The following is a 21,304-nucleotide window of genomic DNA, read 5'->3' on the forward strand; positions in this document are numbered from 1 at the left end:
AGGTCACTGATGGAGCAGGAAGGTGGCAAGAAGCGTGACCTCCTACGATCGGATCGCGTGCTTATGAATGCGCGCCTTCTGCCACTTGATCTTAGGCACACGATGCCCCGCCGTCTGTCGGGGCCGTTGGATCGCCTCACAGCCGGCTTCTTCGATACTGTCGTTCGAGGTGTAAATGATCTCGGCGGACTTTGCGGACCGTACTGCAAATTCATGTTTACCCCATAATCCGCCAATCCAGTCCTGCTTTTTCAGTCTGAATCAGGTTCGAAGTGTAATTTGAGAGTATGACTGTGGCAAATACCAGAACGTTCCAGTCTCGCGGAACTCCCGTTCCCAAAGGGAAAAACCACTTCGGGCCATCTGCACCGTTGAGTATTGAACCGGAAGGCCCGACATGGCGTTCGCTTGGCGTTGTCAGGCAGGAGTGCAGGCGGACGTGGCGAATTGTTAGCAGACCGCCCGACGCCCGGGGCGGCGCAGGTCACTTGCGGGTGTTGGGGAGCGGCGACCTGCAGAGCGGTCTCGCTCTGACTGACAACCACACGAGAACGGGAGACTGTATGATGACTGATGGCTCCAATGCCGGGGGAAACGCCGCGGTGCACAAAGGTGCGAGGCCGATTCGCGTGGGGGTGCTAGGTGTTGGCCGGGGACAGAGTTTCGCTGGGGGAGCTACCGAGACGGTTGGGATGGAACTTGTGGCCCTGTGCGACACCTGGGAAGAGCGGCTCCTGGAGGTGGGCAAGCGTTACGGGGTGGCCACGTACACGGACTATGACCGGTTCCTGGAACATGACATGGACGCGGTGGTCCTCGCGAACTATTTCCACCAGCACGCGCCTTTCGCAATCAAGGCCCTTGCAGCCGGCAAGCACGTGATGAGCGAAACCGCCGCCTGCAAGACCCTCGGCGAGGGAGCGGCTTTGTGCCGGGCGGTTGAAAAGAGCGGGCGCATCTATATGTTCGCAGAGAACTACCCGTATTCCGCGGCGAACCAGGAGCTTCGCAGGCTGTACCGCGCCGGGGAAATCGGCGATGTGCGTTACGCCGAGGGCGAGTACAACCACCCGGGCGAAGAGGACTGGCGGCTGTCTATCTCGCCGGGTGCGAAACACTGGCGAAATTGGCTCCCCTCCACGTACTACTGCTCCCACGCCCTGGCGCCACTCATGTGCATCACCGACACCATGCCGGTGAGTGTCAATGCGCTGGCTATCACCGAAGAGCGCACACAGTCGCCGTATACCGTGAGGGTCTCGGATGTGGGCAGCGTGATCCTGACGCGCATGGACAATGGCGCGGTGTTCCGCATCTGGGGCCTGTCGATGAGCTCCATCCACCGGGTCAAGTATGAGGTGCACGGAGACCGGGGATACATTGCCACCGCCGAGCCTGATCACTGGAGCCATGTGCGCGTCCACCACGAGCCTTGGCTTCGCAGGGCTGAGGATGAGGGTGACAGGACCTATCAGGCCGACTGGCCGGAGCATGGGGATCTTGCGCGGGCAGCAGGGCACGGGGGCGGCGATTTCTGGATGAATTTCCACTTCGCCAACGCCATCCGCTCCGGCGAGCCACCCTATCTCGACGTGTATCGCGGGGTCGCGATGGCTGCGGTGGGAATCCTCGGCTGGCGCTCCTGCCTGGAAGACGGCAAGCCCTTCCAACTACCGGACTTTCGATCCGAAGAGCAGCGCACGGCAGTGGAGGACGACCACTGGTCGCCGTACCCGGAAGACGCCGGACCGGGCCAGCCGCCGCCGTCGATCCGCGGTCTGATCGAACCGTCTTTCGAAGCCCTCGCCCATGCGCGCGAGGTCTGGCAGAAGCACGGCTACGGGGGGCAGTGAATGACTGATCTCGAGCGCTTCAAGGCGGTGGCGCATTTCGAGCAGCCCGACTACGTGCCGATCTTCGGCTTCCCCGGCGCGCCTGGTATGAGTTGGGGCTGCATGCGCCTGACCTATGAGCGGCTTCTCGCCACCGGCATGCCCGACATAGGCGGAAGCTTCCACGGCTGGCAGTACCACAGTCCCGAGGGCTGGATGCGCTACTGGGGCACAACGGGGCCGATCGGGATCGATTTTGGGCTTTCCTGGGGTGCCGAGGGGTTTCGGTCTACGAAGCGCGTGGAGGACGGGTTCGAGATCATCGAGTGCGAGGACGGGTCAGTGACCCGGCAGGTCATCGACAATGACATCACCTACAGCATGCCGGAGTTCGTGCGCTACCCGGTGCGGGACCGTGACTCCTGGGAGCTGTACAAGAAGCGACACACGCCGACGCAGTTCATGTCCAGCGAGGACATGGAAGCTAACTGCCGGCGGTTCGACCAGCGGGATAGGCCGCTGTGCATCGGGGCCGGCGGCGGATACGGGATGGTGCGCGGATTGATGGGCCCGGCGGCGGCCAGCCTGGCCTTCTACGATGACCCGGAACTGGTGCACGACATGGTGGGCTGGCAACTGGAGCAGTTGCGACGCGATGTGTTCCCGCTCATCGAGCGCCTGCGACCGGAGATCGTGGCGATAGGCGAAGACCTGTGCTACAACCACGGGATGCTGCTGTCCCCCACGCAGTTCCATGAGTTCTTCGGCGCTCACTACCAGGCAGTGTGCGACTGCGCCCATGCGAACGGCGCGGACCTTGTTGCGGTTGATACTGACGGAAATGCCATGGAGTTCACCGGCGTCGCGGCCTCATACGGCGTGAATGGCATGTACCCGTATGAGGTGAAAGCGGGCAACGACCTGTTCGCATTGAGGCAGCGACACCCCGACTTCGTTCTGTTTGGATGGCTTGAGAAGGAGAGCGTCAACGAGGGCAATGAAGCCATGATCGAAGCGGAGATCATGAGCAAAGTGCCGCCGCTGCTGGCACGGGGAGGCTACTTCCCCAATGGAGACCACGGCATCCAGCCGCTGGTCACATTTCCGGCCTTGTGCAGGTTCATGACATTGCTGCATGAGGTCTGCAACAATCCCGAGGGCGAGTTCCCGCGGGTGTAATCGCGAGACATACTGTCGCCGCAATTGGCCTCGGACTACTCGGCCTCCCAGGTCAGGGCGGCGTACTGGGCCAGTTCGCTCAAGCGGACTTCCGCTCCGTTGGGCACCGCGTGGAACTCCACCGCTGGTTCGCCCTCCGGGCAGTGCAGTTTCGCGCTTTCGGCCCGCAGGGAGACCCCCGGCAGGCTGAGCCGGATGACCAGGTCCTTCGCCGGAACGCTGTGCTCCTGGGCCTGCTGCTCGAGCTCGGGCAGGTCCGGATGAAGCTCGGCGGCGTAGTTGATGAGATGCAGCGCGATTCGCTTGCCGCTGCGGGTGAGATTGGCGCAGACGAGATCGGCGCCCTGGCCGGAGATCTCAAGGGAGCGACTTTCGGGGAGCAGCGGCTGGAGCAGCCCAAGGATGGCCTCTTCATCCGGGCCGAAGGGTTGGTTCATCGGGGCGACGCTTAGTCCGCGTGCAGCGGAGGTCTTCACCCACCAGCCCTGCTCCAGCATATTCTCGAGTTCGTAGCCCTCCTGGTATGGGTACCAGACACCGGCGCCGTCGGACTCCGCTGCCCCGAAGACCTTGCCTTCTTTGTCTTGGAAGCGGTTGCCCAGCAGGTTCTCGGTGATTTGCTTTTTTTCCTCGTCCCAGACGCCGAAGCGCACATCCTTGAACCACGCGGTGCCACCATGGCCGCGGAAGAGAATGTGCACGTTGGCGCTGCGCATGGGCCGCTCGTCTGCGATGATGGTGCGCGAGAACTGCCAGTCGTGGGTGCCGGTGTCGAAGGTGGCCACCTGGCCCCAGAGATTGGAGCCGTCAGCACGGGTGAAGTCCACATAGAGGGAGTAGTTGCTGTCCCGAGTGCCCGTGACGCCCTCGGACTTCGACCAGCCCTCAATGGCATACTTGACCGGCTCGGTGTGGTTCAGGATTACATTCTGCGAAGCGCCCAGTTGCTTGACCTCGAACAGCTTCTCCAGGGAGTAGTACACCTTGCCCTTGCCCAGGTCGCGTCTAGCGCGAGGCTCATCGGTAGCCGGGGCGATGGCGAACTCGGGGCGGTTTTCGCGGGGCTGCCAGTCAGGGGTAAGAGTGGCGGCGTTGTCGCCGAGAACAAGAGCCTGCCCTCCATCGCGGACGTACTCATTCACGGCGGCGCAGGCTTCGTCGCTGAGCACGCGGCTGTCCAGGAGAACCAGGGCCGGCAGGTCGCCCAAGACTTCAGCGGTCAGGCCCACATCGGAGACGATCCGGTACGGGATGTGGCGCTTCATCAACGCCTGGGTGAAGGCGTACAACTGGGTGCGTGAGGCGCTGCTGAGGAGGTACGACTTCGCGGAGAAGAGCAGGCCGACTTCGGCAATCTCCCGGGCGCCCGTGAGCGCGGGTTGCAGATCTCGCGCGGTGCGGAAGTAGGCTTTGACGAGCTCCTGGTGCTCTTTGAGAAGATTCCCGGTGCCGGGGCCTCCAAGTCCCAGCCAAGAGACCGCGCCTTCGCTGATGATCTCACTGAGTGCCACGCGCACCCGGTCGGCAGCCATGCGTCCGTGGTGGATGGTGCCCTTCTCGTCGGGCAGGAGGTGGTAGGTGACAGACATCGCAACCGGTTCGCGGTCGGGGCGGCGAGAGAGAACATGGGCCAGCTTGAGCCACGGAATCTGGGTGCTGGCGGGAGGGAACGGCCCCCAGGTGGTGCCCTCGATGCACATCAGGTCGAAGTGATCGCCGTATGCCCACTGGTAGGTGCTGCCATTGTCGTGGTGCCAGGTGCCGTCATTGGCGAAAGCGGGGTTGATCTCGCGCGCAGCGCGCTCAAGGCCCTTCAGGAACGCCATGACGCGCTGAATGCGGAACTCCCGCAGGAGCATGCGCACCCGCAGATCACCGGAATTGGAAGCGGCGAGCAGGTCCAGACCTTCGATGGCGTGTTTGGGCGCCCAGTCTGCCCACGCGGCCTTGCAGTGGTCGCAGAAGCAGTTCTCGTAATGGGACGCGAAGTCGATGTGGCAGCCGTCGTAACCGTCGCGGGCCTTCTTGCGGAACTCTTCCTGCGAGCGCTCGATCCACAGGGGGTTATTGATGCAGGCGGTCCAGCCGTACTGCCCGACGGTAGGGAAGAGGGGGTCGAAGGGGCGGGCGAAGGATCCGTCCGCGTGAACCGCCGCCATGGCCTTGATGCGCTCTTCGGGCAGCCAGCGGCTGTCCATGTAGTTCATGGTGAACCAGGTGCGGGTCTTCAGGCCTGCCGCATGGGCCAGTTCCGGGTTGACGCCGGTGACGCAGTTGACGCCGTTTTGCGCCCACATCTCCAGGCCCCCTGCATCCGCCGGAAGGCCCGAGATGAACAGTTCGCGCACCTGCCCGGGACGCCAGAAGGCGGATGGATCGTCCTGGGCAATCGCAGGTGTGAAGACGGTAGTGACTGCAAAGGCTGCGAGCGTTCGTGCAAGCCGGGTTTTCATGGGTGTCTCCCTGCAATCAATGGGGTTCCAGGCGCAACTGGCGATGGGCACACCGGCGAGAGAGCGGTGCTCATGGTGCCTGGAGTGTGACCGCATCCGGGAAGGTGACGGTGAGGTCCAGGTGCAGCCTGTCGTCGGCGAAAACGTCTCTGCCGGGGTCTTCCATGATCGCCGGGAAGCGGATTTCGAAGACCTGCTGCTCCCACTGGCGCAGGTCCTGGATGACCACATCCGCCGCGGCCCGGAACTGGATCGTCATCGCTTGTGGCGTGCCTTTGGCAACCTCGATCTTCGCTCCGTCCCCGCGCCAGAGCTGGAAGCCGCGTGTGCCCTGCTCCTCCGGCAGCGCGACGACCTCGGGGTCGTTGTCGGGCCGTGAGACCACGATCTCCTTCCCTGCGAACAGCGCTACCGGCAGAAGCACCGAGACCTGCACCCCACTGAGCTTCATGTCCGCGCCCATGGCGAGGTCGTAGGTCAAGTTCGCGCCTTGCGGCAGCGTGCGCACTGTCTCGACGAACTTGATGGCTGCACCCGCGGTGGTGTTGGGGATAGGCAAGCTCCCCGAGACTCGCTTCCCGGCGTTGCCCCGGAGGCTGCTTATCTGTCCCGTGGCGCTCTTCTGGGGCGCGTGCTGCCAGTTGGGACCATGAGCGTTGAGTTCTATGGCACCCGCGTCAACGCCGCCCCGGAAGATGGTGATCAGACCCGTGGGATCGAGCTTGAGTGTACATCCCTCTTGCGCGCAAGAGATGCTGGTGGACACGAGAAGCGTCAGGGCCACCAGGCCCGAGAGTATTGCGGACAAGCGGATGCGCTCCATTGGTCTGTCCTCCCGCAGTCACGTTATTTCAGCACGGCCCGGCAGGAATGCCCAGGCACGGAGCGAACTGGAACCAGTGACGACTTCTCGCACTGACGATTTCGTCGGTTCGCGGCTCAAACCCTTGTTGATGCTGGAACGTCTGCCATGCGGCGATGTTCTTACCACAATAAGCGGGCCATCCTGGAAATGCTAACTCATCCAATGAGACAGCCCATCCTGCCGGCCTCGATTCTTCTCGCACTCCTCATATCAGCCGCGGCTCTAGCGCAGGCAGTGGCTCCCTTCGAAAGTCAGGACTGGAGCGTGCCGGCCAGTGAACTCGATGGTCTGGTGCTTTCCGCGCTGCGCGAGAAGGCGATTGAGCCTGCATACCCGTGCTCCGATGAGGTTTTCCTGCGCCGGGCTTACCTGGATGTCATCGGCACCTTGCCCGAGCCTGAGCGGGTGCGCCGGTTCCTGCAGGACGCGTCTCCAGACAAGCGCGCCCGGCTCATTGATGAGCTATTTCAGCGCGAGGAGTTCGCCGACTACTGGTCTCTCAAGTGGGGCGATCTGCTGCGCATCAAGGCGGAGTTCCCGGTGAACCTGTGGCCCAATGCGGTGCAGGCTTACCACCACTGGGTGCGCGAGGCGATCCGCGAGAACCGCCCGTATGACCAGTTCGCGCGGGAGCTGTTGACGTCCAACGGCAGCAACTTCCGGGTGCCGCCGGTGAACTTCATGCGGGCCGTGCAGGGCAGGGAACCTTCGGCACTTGCGGAAGCCGTTGCCCTCACCTTCATGGGTACCCGCCTGGCGACCTGGGATGAAAAGCGGCGGGCGGACATGGCCGCATTCTTTTCGCGGGTCGCGTACAAGAAGACCGGTGAATGGAAGGAAGAGATCGTCACCGTCAGCCTGGATGCAAACACCCCACTGGACGTCGTGTTCCCGGACGGCACGAAAACCACCATCGCGCCGGGGGATGACCCCCGCATTGCCTTTGCAGACTGGCTGACTGCGCCGGACAACCCGTGGTTTGCACGGAATATCGTGAATCGTATCTGGTCATGGCTCATGGGCCGGGGGATTATCCACGAGCCGGACGATATTCGCCCAGACAACCCGCCGTCCAATCCAGAGCTTCTCGCGTACCTGGAGCGAGAGCTGGTCACGTCGGGCTTCGATCTGCAGCACATCTACCGGCTGATCCTGAACTCACGCACATATCAGCAGTCCTCGATCCCGCGCAGTGAGAACCCGCGCGCGCCGGCGCTGTTCGCATACTATCCGGTGCGGCGACTGGGCGCCGAGGTGCTGGTGGACGCCCTCAACTGGATCGGTGGCACGGGCGAGGGGTATGTCAGCCCGATACCGGAACCCTTCACTTTCGTGCCTGAGAGCCAGAGGACCATCGCTCTCTCGGACGGGAGCATCACCAGCCCGTTCCTGGAAATGTTCGGGCGACCCGCGCGAGATACCGGGCTGGAATCCGAGCGGAATCTGCAGCCGTCGGATGCGCAGATGCTGTATCTGCTGAACTCCAGCGACGTGCAACGCTGCATTGCCCGTAGTCCGCGTCTGCGCGCGATCGCCAAGGATGCGGAGGGGAACAGCGCAGAGCTGATCCGAGAGACCTATCTGCTGCTGCTGTCGAGATACCCCACGGCCGGGGAGCAAGCCCTTGCCGAAGAGTACTGGCAGAGCAGTCCGGGCACGGCGGCGACGGACCTGGCGTGGTCATTGATCAACAGCGCGGAGTTTCTCTACCGGCATTGAACCGGGAGAAAGGTGGGGAGCACAGATGTCGAACGAAGGCGGCACGGGGGGGATCAGCAGGCGCGATGCCCTGAAGCGGATGATTCTCGGCGGAGCGGGGCTGGCGCTTCTCGATGGCAGCCTTGCCTTCCTGCTCCCCGGGAAGGCGCATGCGGCCGAGGCAGCCCTGCCAGCGAAGGCCAAGTCGGTGATCCAGATTTGGCTCTGGGGTGGCCCGTCGCACCTGGACACTTTCGACCCCAAGCCGGACGCAGGATATGACTACTGCGGCCCCCTGAACAAGCCCATCGAGACCAATGTGCCCGGGGTATTCATCGGCCAACTGCTGCCCCAGTTAGCTCAGCAGGCGGACAAGTACTCGATTATCCGAAGCATGACCCACGGGAACAACGGGCACGAGACAGCGGCGTATATCGTCCAGACTGGCCACCAGCCGGGGGAGAGACTGGTATATCCGTCTATCGGCGCGCTGGTCTCGAAATTCAAGGGTTACGAACACGGGTACACATCGCTGGTTCCGCCGTATGTGGTGCTCACCACGCCGCAGGGACGCTTCGATGAGGCTGGGTTTCTCGGGCCGCGGTACAAGCCTTTCGCAACTGGCGGCAATCCGGCGGCGGCGCGGTTCGTGGTGGAGGGCGTTGTGGCGGAGGGCATCACCGAAGAGCACCAGCGCAGGCGGCGCTCCCTGCGCGATTCCCTGGATACGCTGGCGCAAGCCATGCCTGATGATCCGCAGCTTGCGGCGCTGGAAGAGGCCCGGGGGAACGCTTACGAAATGATCCTGGGAGATGGCAGCAAGCTGTTCGACCTGTCCCAGGAGGACACCGAACTGCGCAACCGCTACGGGCGCAATACCTTCGGGCAGTCATGCCTCATGGCGCGAAGGCTGGTAGCTGCAGGCGTCCCCTACGTGACCATCAACTACGGCGGCTGGGACACCCACAAACAGCACTTCGAGACCATGCGCTGGAAGCTCCCGGAGATGGACCGGGCGGTTGCAACGCTTCTGCAGGACCTGGCCGAGCGGGGGTTGCTGGACAGCACCATCGTCTGGTGGAGCGGAGAGTTCGGGCGCACCCCCAGGGTCCAGTGGGAAGCGCCCTGGAATGGCGGACGGTCACACCACGGGGCGTGTTTTTCGGCAATGGTTGCGGGAGGCGGGTTCCGCGGCGGCCACGTTGTGGGCGCCTCCGATGCGAAGGGGGAGTATGTGGCGGAGCGGCCGGTGTCCGCACCGGACCTGCTGGGGAGCATGTGCCAGTTACTGGGCATCGATCCCGACGGCCCCTTGCCCAACCCGCGCGGGCTGGACCTGAAGGTTATGCCTCTTAGCGAAAAGCCCAATGAGGGCGCGGGCCGCCTGACGGAGATCATGTAACAGGTGGGCCGCAGAAGCGAACTGTGAGGCGCGAATGAGACGGTCTACTCAAAGCGTACCGATTTCACCCGTCCTGTGTCGGCTTTTGACGCTGGCCTTCGCCGCCTGCACCGGTATCGCCAGTGCCCAGAATTCGCCCCATATCGGTTACGTGTATCCGGCAGGCGGCCAACAGGGGACCGTGCTGCTGGTGACGGTGGGTGGGCAGTTCCTGGCGGGATGCGATGGCGCGTATGTATCTGGAGAGGGCGTTCGGGCTTCGGTAGTCCGGTATGTTCGGCCGCTGAACGACAACGAGCGGGGATATGCCCGAGCCTTCGTGCGCGACCTGGTGAAGCGTCGCTGGGGACCGACGGCGGTGGGTAAGGTGGCCAAGCCGGCTCCTGACGCGGAGATGCTGCCCGATCACCCGTGGCTGTACGGGCTGGATCGCATGACCCCGGGGGAGCTTTCGCTGCTGCGCGCCCGGCTCTCCGATGACAAGAAACAGCCCAACGCGCAGATCGCCGAGCAAGTGCAGGTTGAGGTCAGTATCGACGCCGACGCCCCATTGGGAGACCGGGAACTTCGCCTTGTCACCGCCGGCGGCCTGAGCAACCCCATGTGCTTCCAGGTGGGCAGCTTGCCGGAACTCCGCGAGGGCGAGGACACCGGCGCAGACAGTCCTGACGTGCCCGCGGCTGACCTGCCGGTCCTGATCAACGGCCAGGTGATGCCGGGCGAAGTGGACCGTTTTCGGGTCAACGCGCGCAAGGGGCAGCAACTGGTACTCCGGACGCAGGCCAGGCATCTCGTCCCGTACCTCGCGGATGCTGTGCCGGGCTGGTTCCAGGCGATACTGGCGCTGTACGACCCGCAGGGGAAGCGGGTGGGCTTCGCGGATGACTTTGGCTCGGATCCCGATCCAGTGCTGCGGTACCAGGTGGAGCGGGACGGGACCTACACGGTTGAGATCCGTGACTCCATCTATCGGGGACGCGAGGACTTTGTCTACCGAATCGCCGTGGGAGAGCTGCCCTTCGTCACCCACGTCTTTCCCCTTGGCGGCCGCGAGGGAGAGACGGTTGCAGCGAACCTCGGCGGCTGGAACCTGCCCGTGGCCGAGATCACACTGGACACCAGTCCCGGCCAACATTCTGTGCGCCTGGCGCGCGTTGAGGGCATTCCGGAGCCTGTGGCCTACGCAGTCAATGCAGTGCCCGAGCGCATTGAGCGGGAGCCCAACAATCTCCCAGGGCAGGCCGAAGGGGTTGCGCTACCGGTCATCGTGAACGGCCGCATCGACAAGCCCGGAGACGTGGACAGCTTCGGCTTTGAGGGCCGGGCAGGCGAGGAGATCGTGGCTGAGGTCTTCGCACGGCGGCTTGGGTCGCCTCTAGATGCAGCCCTGCGACTGGTGGGTCCGGGTGGGGATGTGGTCGCCGCCAACGATGACCACGACGACCTTGCGGCCGCGCTCATGGCGCACCAAGCCGATCCATACCTGATGGCAACGCTCCCCGCCGATGGCGCCTATCGCGTGGACGTGCTGGACATTCAACGACAAGGAGGCGAGGCCCACGGCTATCGCCTGCACCTGCGTTTTCCACGGCCGGATTTCGAGCTTCGGGTGACGCCATCGAGCATCAATATGCCTGGGCGACGGGCCGCACAGGTGACCGTCCATGCCTTGCGCAGGGACGGTTTCGCGAGTGAGATCGCGCTCACCCTCAAGGACGCGCCGGACGGATTCACGCTGGTGGGCGGCAAGATAGCTGCGGAGAAGGCCTCTGCGCAGGTGACCGTCAATGCACCACGCGACGCCGGCTTCGGCGTGTTTCCGGTGCAGATTCAGGGCCGTGCGCAGATTGGTGATGACGTGGTCACGCGAACGGCAATTGCGGCGGAGGACATGATGCAGGCCTTCGCATACCGGCATCTCGTGCCCTGTGAGGAACTTCTGGTGGCAGTGACGGGTGCGAGGACAGTGCCGGTGGTGTGGCGGCCGCTTGCGCCGGGGATGTCGGTGGACTTGGGCGAGAACCTGCCTATTCCGCTGGGGGGCACTTCGACCGTGCACATTTATGCGCCGGAGACTCTGCCTGACCAGATACAGTCGCCGCTTGAGACCGTGCGTTTCGACCTGTCCGCGGCTCCGCGAGGTATCACTCTTGTGGGGGCGAGCCCGGTTCCCGGCGGCGTGGATGTAATCATTGAGGCCGATGCGAACGTGGCGCGGTGTGGGGATAGCGGCTACCTGATCCTCGAAGCGCGTCGGGGGGATCGGGGCCAAGGGGCAAGTGGGCAGAGGGCCGGGGTGGACCGTTACGTGTCCCTGGGGGTGCTTCCGGCGATCCCCTGCGAGGTCGTGCGGCCGGAACTGTGAACAGGGCCGCGGGCAGATGGGGTCTGCCACGCGGCCCCTATTGAGGTCATCAGCAACATCAGTACCGCAGAATCGCCGCTGCGGGCGCAGGGGCGGGCATGCGCTCCTGAGGCAGGATATGGATCGTCCCCTTGCTGATCAGGGTCCAAACCGCGGCCAGGTCCAGAAGGTCATCATCTCCCGCCTGCCGCTCATCATGGACATCCAAGCGCTGTTCCATGGGGTCGAAGACGCCCCACTGGTTCGCCCCGTCCTGCAGGAACAGTGTCATTATCCTGCCCTGGTGCGCTGCAGCGAGAATGTCGGCGAGAACGGATGTGGCCCGCTCCGTGCCTGCTACTTTCTGGTAGTTCGCGATGGACTCTTCCTGCGGTCGTTTCAGCGCGGGTTCCACGATCGGCCAGGCCTTTTCCCGTAGCTCGTCGTCACTCAGGTGGTCAGGATTGCCGTCCAGTCCCTGCGGCAGGATATTCGGATAGGCCGATACCTCCGAGTAAAGTGCTCTCGTGTGCTCCACCGCAGCGATGACGAGAGGAGAGCCGGAGGGCAGGAGCGCTCTGGTGAGTGGCTCATCAATCAACTGCAGGTACCGACGCTCCTCATCAAGGCTGTCGTCCTTTCCCGCTCCATGTCCGTGGAAGATGCCCTCGCGCCGCGCTCCGGCAGCGGATGGGTGAAGCTGCAGGTACTGGTCGGCCACCTCGCGCCCGAGCGCGTCCTCGATGCTTCCGGGCATGTCAGGGACCTCGACCGGGCGTGACTCCCGGCGGGTGCAGGACAGCAGCCGCGTCTGCTTCCGACTCAGGGCGAGGATGTAGTAGTGCCCGTCGGCAGCCAGAGCCGGCAGAAGTGGGCGAAGGTGGAAACGCGGCCCGACTTCAACCGTCTGCGCGACATCGATCGGCTGGTGGTAGATCCGGAAGAAGCCGGGTGCTACAAAGACCGCAAGGCTGCCGCCTCGGTAGCGGTCCAAGTTTTCGCCGGACTGGAACTTCCGGGCCTGCTCGAGCAATTGGTCAATTGGTCGCTGCTTCCAACCCATCCCCTCAAGCCGGTCCGCCGCCTCCTGAAGGGCGCTCTTCAAGCGGATCGGGTTGCCGGCCGCTTCCGCGCCGGCCTTGGCAACAGGCACATAGATGGTTACGAACGGCCCCTCATGGTGGTTTGCAAGCTCCTCGATCTGTTCGCGCGAGATCAATGCAATTCCCCTCGCTTTCACCTGCGTGCTTGGAACCAGTTGCGCCTGAACTTCTGTAATGACTATAACGCACCTGCCCCGGTGACAAGTTCGCCGTGGTGTTGCACCAGTCCTTGAATCAGGAAGGACAGCGCCTCGCGGCAGGGAACTGCCCGACATGACCGAATCGGGAGGTAGCATGCAGGACATGGCTTTCACAGATCATGCGTCGGATGCTGACGACGGTTTGCGTGCAGGGGTCGCGCGGGTGGACGTCACAGACTATGAGGCCGGCCCTGTGAACGACCCGCTGTACGTAAAGGCCCTGGTGTTGGCCAAGTCCGGTCTGACTGTGGCGATCATCACCGTGGACGCCGTAGCGCTGGGCGAAATCGGACATATCGGGAACGACTACCTGCCCGCAGTGCGAGAGAGGCTGCGTGCGGAGCTGTGCATTGAGCCCCGGAACATCGTGGTCAATGCCAGCCACTGCCACGGTGTGGTGTGCGATGATGTGGCGGAGCGGACTGTGCAGGCCGTTGCCGGGGCGAAACAGAGCCTGGTCCCTGTCAGGGTGGGTGCCGGTACCGGGTATGAGCGAAGGATCACGCAGAACCGTCGCCTGCGGCTGAAGGACGGTCGGGAGGCTGACGTGCGCCACGCATACCCACTTCCGCCGGATGATGAGGTGGCGGGGATCGGGCCGGTAGACCCGGAAATCGGCATCCTGCGCATCGACAGGCTGGACGGTCGCCCGCTGGCGGTGGTGTTCAACTTCGCCTGTCATCCCATTCAGGGCGTGCCCAGCGGTGGCAATACAGCGGACATCAGCGGGTTTGCGTGTCGGGCGATTGAGGCGGGGCTGGGGCAGGATGCTGTTGCCCTGTTCATACAGGGCTGCGCAGGTGACATCAATCCGGTCCTGTACAAGGACGTGGATCGCCCACGCGACGCCGAGCCACTGGGGAACCTGTTGGGGTTGAGTGTGCTGGATGCATTACGGGGCATCGAGACCCACGGCGACGGCGCATTGGCGATCGTGCACGACGTGCTGGAGCTACCGAGGGCCGATCTTGCACCAGCTATTGTTGCACTCGAGGAGGAACAGGAGCGGCTCTTGCGTTCCCTCCAGAACACGAGCATCAACTTGAAGACCTTCCTGCAACTGGTGATGTGCGGCGGCCTCGCTCCCGAGTTCCCGTCATACTACTCTCACGGGTACCTGCACGAAGCGGCCACGGGCGCCGAAAACCTCAAGCGCATGGATGCTCTGAACCGGGAGCAGGTCCAGCGCTACAGAGCCAACTGTCTCGTGATGGAGCAGTACCTGCGGGTGCGGGAAAACCTGAAACTGCTGCGCATGCATCAGGCCCAGAACGAAAAGGCAGGCTGGGCGCCGGTGGAGGCGGAACTGGTGGGGCTGAGGGTCGGGGACTTCGTGCTGGTGACGTCGCCGGGCGAACTGTCAGTTCAGATCGGGCTGAACATCAAGGCCGCATCGCCTCATGAAAACACCTTCGTGGCCGGGTGTACGAACGGGTACATCTATTACGCGCCCACGGCGGATCAACTCGAGAACCGCGGGTGGGCGCAGGAGGACAGCGACTGCATGCTGGCTCCCGAATGGCAAGCACTCTTCGAGGAACGCGCGCAGGCTGCGCTGGAGCTACTGCGGGACTGCTGAGTCCCGGCCCCGTATGCCCTGATTGCAGGCGTCTTGAGCTCCGGCGATGAATTCGTGATACAGACGAGCGACGATGCAGCGCTGAAGGGAAGTGCAAACATGCCCAGGTCGCACCTGATTGCGCTCTGCCTTGCTGTGGTAGTCTTGCCGGCGGCATCGGTTCAGACCGCACTCGCTCAGAACCAGCCGATATACAAGGACCGGGCCGCCGACATTGAGGACCGGGTGAACGACCTGCTCCAGAGGCTCACGCTGGATGAGAAACTAGAGCTGCTGGGTGGTACAGGTTTTGCGACGAAGGCTCTTGAGCGCCTTGATCTGCCGCCCATGGCCATGTGTGATGGGCCAATTGGTGTGCGTGGTGGTGAAGGCGGCACCCAGGGACCGGCAACGGCCTTCCCGTGCGGAATCGCAATGGCGGCTACCTGGGACCCGGCCATCGTGCAGCGGATCGGAGAAGCAATTGGACGCGAGGTGCAGAACAAAGGCATCGGCGCCAGCGTGATCCTGGGCCCGTGTGTGAACATCCACCGCACACCCCTGGGTGGCCGCAACGGGGAGAGTTACAGCGAGGACCCGTATCTCGCGTCGCGCATGGCTGTCGCCTATGTTCGAGGTGTCCAGAGCACCGGCGCGGCGGCGTGCGTGAAGCACTACGCCTGCAATAACCAGGAGTGGGAGCGCGGGACCATCAATGTGCGCGTGGATGAGAGGGCTCTGCGCGAGATCTACCTGCCGGCATTCCAGGCAGCCGTCGAGGAAGCCGATGCCTGGTGCATCATGAACGCCTACAACAAGGTGAATGGTTCTTACTGTTCAGCCAACAGCTACTTGTTGAACGATGTGCTCAAAGGTGACTTCGGCTTTGACGGTTGCGTCATGACCGACTGGGGCGCGGCCCACAACCCTCTTGGCGTCGCCATCGGGGGAACGGATCTGGAGATGCCCACTGGCGCGCACATGAACCCGGCGCGCCTCCTGCCATTGATCGAGGCGGGCAAGGTCAGCCGTGAGCTCATCGACGACAAGGTGCGGCGCATCTTGCGGACCGTGATCCGAGTGGGCCTCCTGGACGGCCCGAAGAAACCTGACAACAGCATCGTGAACTGCCCGGAGCACCGGAACCTTGTGCGCGAGGCGGGGGCACGGGCCATTGTGCTGCTCAAGAACGAGGGCAACGTGCTTCCGCTGGATGCGGAGGCGCTGCGGTCCATCGCGGTGATTGGGCCCAATGCGGCCGAGAACCGTCTGGGCATGGGCGGCAGCGGGTATGTGCACTCCACCAGCAATACCCACGCGCTGGACTGCATCAAAGCCCGGGTGGGCGAGAGTGTCACGGTCAACTACGCGCGGGGCGCTGGTTCGGGCGACGAGGCTCTCCCCGCGATCCCTTCGGAATTCTTGAGCCCGGCGGGAGGCAATCCCGGCGAGCATGGCTTGAGAGCCGAGTATTTCGCCAACCAGAACCTGGAAGGCCAGCCGGCGCTGGTGCGGACCGATGTCAGCGTGGACTTCGACTGGGGCGGCAATGGCCCGGGCGGCGGTCTGCCCACTGACCACTTCTCAGTACGCTGGACCGGGACGTTCACCCCGGCGGTGTCGGGCGAGTACTTCCTGGGGATCGCCAGCGACGACGGTTCCCGACTTTTCCTGGACGGAAAACGAATCGTTGAGACCTGGCGGGATCACGCGGTGGAGGCCGAGCGAGCGAAGGTGCAGCTTGAGGCCGGGCGAGCGTACGAGATCCGCCTGGAATACTACGAAAACAGCGGCCTGGCGAGTATGACGCTGGGAATGCTGGCACCAGGTGTCGATCCGGGCAAGGATCCGGCCATCGAAGCTGCGGTGCAGGCGGCAGCGAAGTCGGATGTGGCTGTCGTTGTGGCGGGGCTGTCGGCGAGCCACGAAAGCGAGGGCCGGGATCGCGAGAATCTAGAACTGCCCGGGAATCAGGCGGCGCTCATCAAGGCGGTTGCGGCCGCAAACCCGAAGACTGTGGTGGTGCTCAGTAACGGTACGCCGCTGATGATGGCCGACTGGATCCAGCAGGTTCCGGCGGTGCTGGAGGCGTGGTATCTGGGAGAAGGTGGCGGTCTCGCGATCACCGACGTGCTATTCGGCGACGTGAACCCCTCTGGAAAGCTCCCCGACACACTGGCGATGCGGCGTGAGGACTACCCCGACTTCGGCAACTACCCCGGCGGGCGGGGAGTGGTGGACTACGCGGAAGGCATCTACGTGGGCTACCGGCATTTCGACAAGAGCGGAGTGGAGCCCCTGTATCCCTTTGGGTTCGGCCTGTCATACACTACCTTCGAGTACAGCGACCTGGAGATCGCTCCCAGCAGGCTCCGGGCAGGTGAAAAGGCGGCGGTCAGCCTGACGGTTCGCAACACGGGTGGCCGTGCGGGCGAAGAGGTGGTGCAGGTCTATGTGCATGACCCGGCGCCGCAGATCGACAAGCCTGTGCGGGAGCTGAAGGGCTTTGCCCGAGTGGCTCTCGAGCCCGGCGAAGCGAAGCAGGTCACTCTCGAACTGGAGCCGCAGGCTTTCGCGTACTGCGACGTGCCGGGCAAGCAGTGGCGCGCTGACGCGGGGACCTATGAGCTGCAGGTGGGGGCGTCGTCCCGAGACATCCGTCTACGCGGCAATGTGGTTCTCGGCGAGACGGTGACCTGGCCGGTGGCGAACATGGGCAAGTGGATTGCCGAGGCCGCGCCTGACTGGGGCCCGAATTTCGCGCTGAATCGGCCGGTGCAGGTGTCTTCGGTGGAGCGCGACGATACCCCGGCTGAAGCGGCCGTGGATGACAGCCTGTCTACCCGGTGGTCATCGGAGCACAAGGACCCCCAGTGGATCATGGTGGACCTGGGACAGGTGCGCAAGGTCAACCGGGTTGTCCTGCGCTGGGAGACGGCTTTCGGCAGCACATACGCGCTGGAGGTCTCCACCGACGGCGAGAACTGGAAGCAGGTCTATGCGACGCAGACGGGCATGGGCGACGAGGAGAGCATCCCCTTCGAGGCCGTCGATGCCCGTTACGTACGTCTCAGCGGGACGAAACGCGGAACGCCCTACGGGTATTCGCTGTATGATTTCGCTGTGTACGGGCCACGGTAGGCATTCCCGGCGTGGATCGGGCGAGGCCGTACTGCCTAACCGCCCTGAACCACCCGGTAATAGTCCACGCCGTCCGCGACGGTAACTTTCATGCGCGCCCCGTCCGGTTCGGTAGCCGCCGGGCCGATGAGCCTGTCCTGCCTGTCGTATGCGTCCAGGCGGGACCCGGCGGGGAGGTCGACCGAGACCGCCGTCACATCCGCCAGGGGGATGAGGCGCAGGCCTTCGGGCTCATCCCGGACGAGCGCGACCGCGCCATCGGATGCGATGGGCCCGAAGTCCTCCCACTTGCCGCCACCGTCTGCGAAAAGATATGCCGGCGAGTCCACGAAGCCGATGCGCCGGCCGTTGATCACGGTGCATAACTCTTCAAAACCCGGCCCAGCGGCTGCCCAGGCGTAGCCCTGCAGATCGCGCGCCTTCCCACCGACTGTCACCCTCCACGGCTTGTCCGGGTTGTAATTGACCGCCACCTCCAGCCCATTCTCGTAGCGAATGAGAACCTGGTTCTCGGCGAGCGCATCGGCCTTGAGTGCGGCGGTGATGTCGCGCAGCGTCCCGTCCTGGTGATAGAGAATCTCGGTGACAGGGACCATGGTGTACCGGTACTGGAGTTGCTGGATGAGATAGTAGTAACGCGCGGCAAGGGATAGATCGGCGAAGGGCTGGAAGCCGATGTGTCCGTAGGCGATGGCGGCGGCAAGGCACCCCCAGACCCCGCCAGGCCCCCAACTCCAGCCGGGAGTCATGGATATGTCGGCCTCCAGCGGGTGGATCTTGCGCAGGTCGAAGTCCAGCAGGAGCGGATATTCGGTGGCGTTTGGCATCCATATCTGCGCGTAGTTGCCGTCCACGAGGCCGGCGGAGAACCAGTGGTAGCCGCCTTCGCTGAAGATCGGGCCATTGTAGGCCTTGTGCCCGTCGAGTTGTAGGGCGCCCCAGGCCCGGAAGTTGGTTGCGAACTTCCCCGCGCCGGGGGTTCCGGCCTGGTAGTCCACCTGACCCCACGGCGGGTAAGCAGTGGTGCAGTCGCGATAGGCGGTGTTGGTGCCGAATTTCGCGGCTACGCGGCGCGGATAGTCCAGGGCGTACTCCAGGGCCTTGAGCGGGCGCATTGCGTACGTGGGCGGCCACACGCGCATCATCTCGCCCCGGCTGTTGCGGCCTGCGTTGCGCTCGTCCCAGCTCTTGCCCAGCGGGTTGTAGTCCGTGAAGTTCTCGTACAGGCCGATGTAGTAGCCCATGTCGCGCATGGCCCTGCAATAGGCGATGAGCTTCTCGTCGCCCACTTCCGGCGCGGCCTCGATGCACATGGTGTATTCCTGGGGGCCCTGGCCCACGTCAGCTCCGTCGCTCCAGGCGTCCTCGTGATGGCTGACTCGCACCTTGCGGATGCCCTTGCGGTGGTATTCCCGCCACATGTCCAGGTAGCCATCGAATCGGTCGGGCGCGGTGCCGCCGATATGGCAGTAGACAAACTCGCGGGTCACGTCGGCCTGGGTGGACGGCGGGTTGGGGATATTGGGCAGGACCTCTTCGAAGCGCGAGGAGACATTGATGAACTGGCGCTCCCCAAGCGGGTTGCGGGAGCCGTCGGTGAGCGGGTTGTAGTGCGTTCCCCCGTTGATGACCGCGCCGGTGTCGCCATCAGCGCGGGTCTCGCACCAGAAGCCGGAACTCTCAGTGTTGTACCAGTCCATGAGTACGCTGCAGAAGGTCTCGCCGCCCAGAAGCGCCACGCACGGGCCATTGTTCCAGATGTTCAGATAGGGCACGCGGATGATGCGCGGCGCGGAATCCGCGAGGACCTTGCCCACTTTCAGTGCTGTGACCTGTTGCCCCTCGGAACTCCAGTCCACCACAAGCGACTTGCCCCGGGCCCGGATTGTCAGGCCGTATTCGGTGGATTCATCGCCGAGGGTGGCTCGCCAGGTCGCCCGGACCATGTCTCCGTCGATCTCGGCGCTGATGAGCTCCCGGGTCACGGAGGGGTCTGTCGGCTCTCTCTCGGCACCCGCCATGAGCAGCACGGGCCCGGCGCCATTGCAGGGCTGGAATGTGGGCCTGCCGGCCACCTGCACCGTGAGGTCTGTCAACGTTCCCGTGGCCGGCGTGTAGCGCCAGACCACATTCTCATCCCCCCGCGAGGTGAACACGAACGCCTGGCCCTCGCGGGCAACAGTGGTCTGTGACGGGGCGGCGAGTGTGGGCTGGATCGTGTCCTGGGTCGTTGGGAAGGGCAGGTTCTCGATGAGTTCAGGTCGGAAATCCGGCAGGGGCATGTCATCCTGCCACAGGGCCAGGGACTCGATGTAGATGGTACGCGGCATGGGCTGGGTGCCGCCGCGGATCTCGATGGCTTCCAGGGATGCGGGCAGGTGCACGCGGCCATCCAGCGGGCCGCCGAAGAAGATATGGCGCGGGTCGCCTTCCGGATCGTCCCACAGGCGCTTGGTAAGCATGCCGTAGAAGCGGAAGTCGATGTTCCCAAGGTCAATGCGGTGGGTCTGTCCGGCGGCGTCGAGGATTCGCAGCCAGATCCGCACCTGTGGGGTCGTCGGGTCGGGCACCCACGCCCAGTTGTTCCCGTAGACCCACATGCAGGCGGCATTGAACCGCTCGGTGATGGGAATAGGCTTCGGGGGCAGGAGTTCGAAATGTCCGCTGCCGTCGGTGGACGAGTAGACCAGTTTGGCCTGGTAACGGAGGTCTTCGTAGCAGGGCTCTTCTTCGGAGCGCAGCATCCGGGCATTCGTGGTGCCGCTCTGCAGAACACGCCAGCCCGTCACATCCTCGAAGGTGACCAGCGCGGGGTGCTCCCGCTTGCGGCCCTTGAAGCCGCGCCAGATCTGGGTGACGTGGTCTGGGGTCGTCTCGATCTCCGCGTCGCGGATGCGCATGGGCTGGGGCTGCACATGACTCGCCTCCACATCGTCGAGCGCGATCGTGTAGGGGGTTCGCGGGTCGTCAGGAGCGTCCTGCTGGGCCACCCAGAGAAGCGAGGTGATGCGGGCGGGGTCGAGACGGCCGTCAGCATCGGGCGCCCAGTCCGGGTTGTTGGCCTCTGATAGAGGCAGGGTAGTGATCTGGCGCCATTCGGGCTCGCGGTACATGGCGCCCTCGAAGCTCAGCATCCAGTGGGAGTCGCCGCTGCCCTTGCGGCCGCCGGATTCGACGAAGATGAGGCCGCCGTGGGGATTGCCCGCCAGAGAGCTGCCCTTGAACCAGAAGCGCAGGCGGCTTTCGGGCGACCACGCGAGGTCGGCCACATCGGTCTGCCAGGTCTGGCGAATCATGCGGCCACCGTCGATGAGCGCCATTGTGACCTGCAGGCCGCGTCGGCCCGAATGGGCGGCTGTGGAAGTGACGCGCACATTGTTCGATGCGCCGGATTCCGCCCGCCAACCCCGGTCGGTGGTGTCAAAATCGCAAATCAGGGTCCATTCGGTCTGCTTGCAGAGTGAGGCTGCGCAGAGTGCCAATACAGCGAAGGTTAGCATCGCACGTGACGGCATGGGCGTCGCCTCCC

11 protein-coding genes are annotated in these 21,304 nt (G+C 64.0%); 7 read left to right on the forward strand and 4 right to left on the reverse strand.

Features of this window, described 5'->3' with window-relative positions:
* Positions 1-566: 566 nt before the first annotated feature.
* Positions 567-1,853 (forward strand): Gfo/Idh/MocA family oxidoreductase, encoded by a 1,287-nt coding sequence (locus HPY44_16175; GenBank protein ID NSW57547.1) that lies wholly within the window; start codon positions 567-569, stop codon positions 1,851-1,853.
* Positions 1,854-3,011 carry a hypothetical protein gene (locus HPY44_16180; protein NSW57548.1) on the forward strand — a complete coding sequence of 386 codons (1,158 nt, stop codon included), beginning with the start codon at positions 1,854-1,856 and terminating at the stop codon, positions 3,009-3,011.
* A 35-nt stretch (positions 3,012-3,046) separates the two neighbouring features.
* Here the strand turns inward: HPY44_16180 and HPY44_16185 are convergent, their stop codons facing one another.
* Together HPY44_16185 and HPY44_16190 are read right to left on the reverse strand one after the other, a co-directional pair.
* Complete coding sequence (locus HPY44_16185) at positions 3,047-5,464, reverse strand: hypothetical protein (GenBank protein ID NSW57549.1); 2,418 nt, start codon at positions 5,462-5,464, stop codon at positions 3,047-3,049.
* 70 nt (positions 5,465-5,534) lie between these two features.
* Positions 5,535-6,287, reverse strand: a complete 753-nt coding sequence (locus HPY44_16190) for a hypothetical protein (GenBank protein NSW57550.1) — start codon at positions 6,285-6,287, stop codon at positions 5,535-5,537.
* A gap of 204 nt (positions 6,288-6,491) precedes the next feature.
* Between HPY44_16190 and HPY44_16195 the strand changes: the two genes are divergently transcribed.
* From HPY44_16195 to HPY44_16205, 3 genes are read left to right on the forward strand one after another with little or no spacing between them, the layout of a single operon-like run.
* A complete protein-coding gene (locus HPY44_16195) occupies positions 6,492-8,048 on the forward strand; it encodes a DUF1553 domain-containing protein (protein NSW57551.1) in 1,557 nt (518 codons plus the stop codon).
* Positions 8,049-8,073: 25 nt separating this feature from the next.
* Entirely contained in the window at positions 8,074-9,429 is a 1,356-nt protein-coding gene (locus HPY44_16200) for a DUF1501 domain-containing protein (GenBank protein NSW57552.1), read from the forward strand.
* Between the two features lie 34 nt (positions 9,430-9,463).
* The gene (locus HPY44_16205; protein ID NSW57553.1) at positions 9,464-11,794 is read left to right on the forward strand and encodes a hypothetical protein; all 2,331 of its coding nucleotides are present in this window, start codon (positions 9,464-9,466) and stop codon (positions 11,792-11,794) included.
* A 58-nt stretch (positions 11,795-11,852) separates the two neighbouring features.
* On the opposite strand, the gene HPY44_16210 is transcribed toward HPY44_16205, so the two are convergent.
* On the reverse strand, positions 11,853-12,992 hold the full coding sequence (locus HPY44_16210) for a hypothetical protein (protein NSW57554.1): 1,140 nt from the start codon (positions 12,990-12,992) through the stop codon (positions 11,853-11,855).
* Between the two features lie 187 nt (positions 12,993-13,179).
* On the opposite strand from HPY44_16210, the gene HPY44_16215 reads away from it, so the two are divergent.
* Positions 13,180-14,655, forward strand: coding sequence for a hypothetical protein (locus tag HPY44_16215; protein NSW57555.1), 1,476 nt, complete (start codon positions 13,180-13,182; stop codon positions 14,653-14,655).
* Positions 14,656-14,754: 99 nt separating this feature from the next.
* The gene (locus HPY44_16220; GenBank protein NSW57556.1) at positions 14,755-17,775 is read left to right on the forward strand and encodes a glycoside hydrolase family 3 C-terminal domain-containing protein; all 3,021 of its coding nucleotides are present in this window, start codon (positions 14,755-14,757) and stop codon (positions 17,773-17,775) included.
* A gap of 35 nt (positions 17,776-17,810) precedes the next feature.
* On the opposite strand, the gene HPY44_16225 is transcribed toward HPY44_16220, so the two are convergent.
* Positions 17,811-21,290 (reverse strand): hypothetical protein, encoded by a 3,480-nt coding sequence (locus HPY44_16225; GenBank protein ID NSW57557.1) that lies wholly within the window; start codon positions 21,288-21,290, stop codon positions 17,811-17,813.
* Positions 21,291-21,304: the final 14 nt, after the last annotated feature.

The organism is Armatimonadota bacterium (genome assembly GCA_013314775.1).
GTDB lineage: Bacteria > Armatimonadota > Zipacnadia > Zipacnadales > JABUFB01 > JABUFB01.

Coding starts and splice junctions, on each gene's coding strand:
- HPY44_16205 (NSW57553.1), top strand. CDS start 9,464: ATGAGACGGTCTACTCAAAGCGTACCGATTTCACCCGTCCTGTGTCGG.
- HPY44_16220 (NSW57556.1), top strand. CDS start 14,755: ATGCCCAGGTCGCACCTGATTGCGCTCTGCCTTGCTGTGGTAGTCTTG.
- HPY44_16175 (NSW57547.1), top strand. CDS start 567: ATGACTGATGGCTCCAATGCCGGGGGAAACGCCGCGGTGCACAAAGGT.
- HPY44_16185 (NSW57549.1), bottom strand. CDS start 5,464: ATGAAAACCCGGCTTGCACGAACGCTCGCAGCCTTTGCAGTCACTACC.
- HPY44_16180 (NSW57548.1), top strand. CDS start 1,854: ATGACTGATCTCGAGCGCTTCAAGGCGGTGGCGCATTTCGAGCAGCCC.
- HPY44_16200 (NSW57552.1), top strand. CDS start 8,074: ATGTCGAACGAAGGCGGCACGGGGGGGATCAGCAGGCGCGATGCCCTG.
- HPY44_16190 (NSW57550.1), bottom strand. CDS start 6,287: ATGGAGCGCATCCGCTTGTCCGCAATACTCTCGGGCCTGGTGGCCCTG.
- HPY44_16215 (NSW57555.1), top strand. CDS start 13,180: ATGGCTTTCACAGATCATGCGTCGGATGCTGACGACGGTTTGCGTGCA.
- HPY44_16195 (NSW57551.1), top strand. CDS start 6,492: ATGAGACAGCCCATCCTGCCGGCCTCGATTCTTCTCGCACTCCTCATA.
- HPY44_16225 (NSW57557.1), bottom strand. CDS start 21,290: ATGCCGTCACGTGCGATGCTAACCTTCGCTGTATTGGCACTCTGCGCA.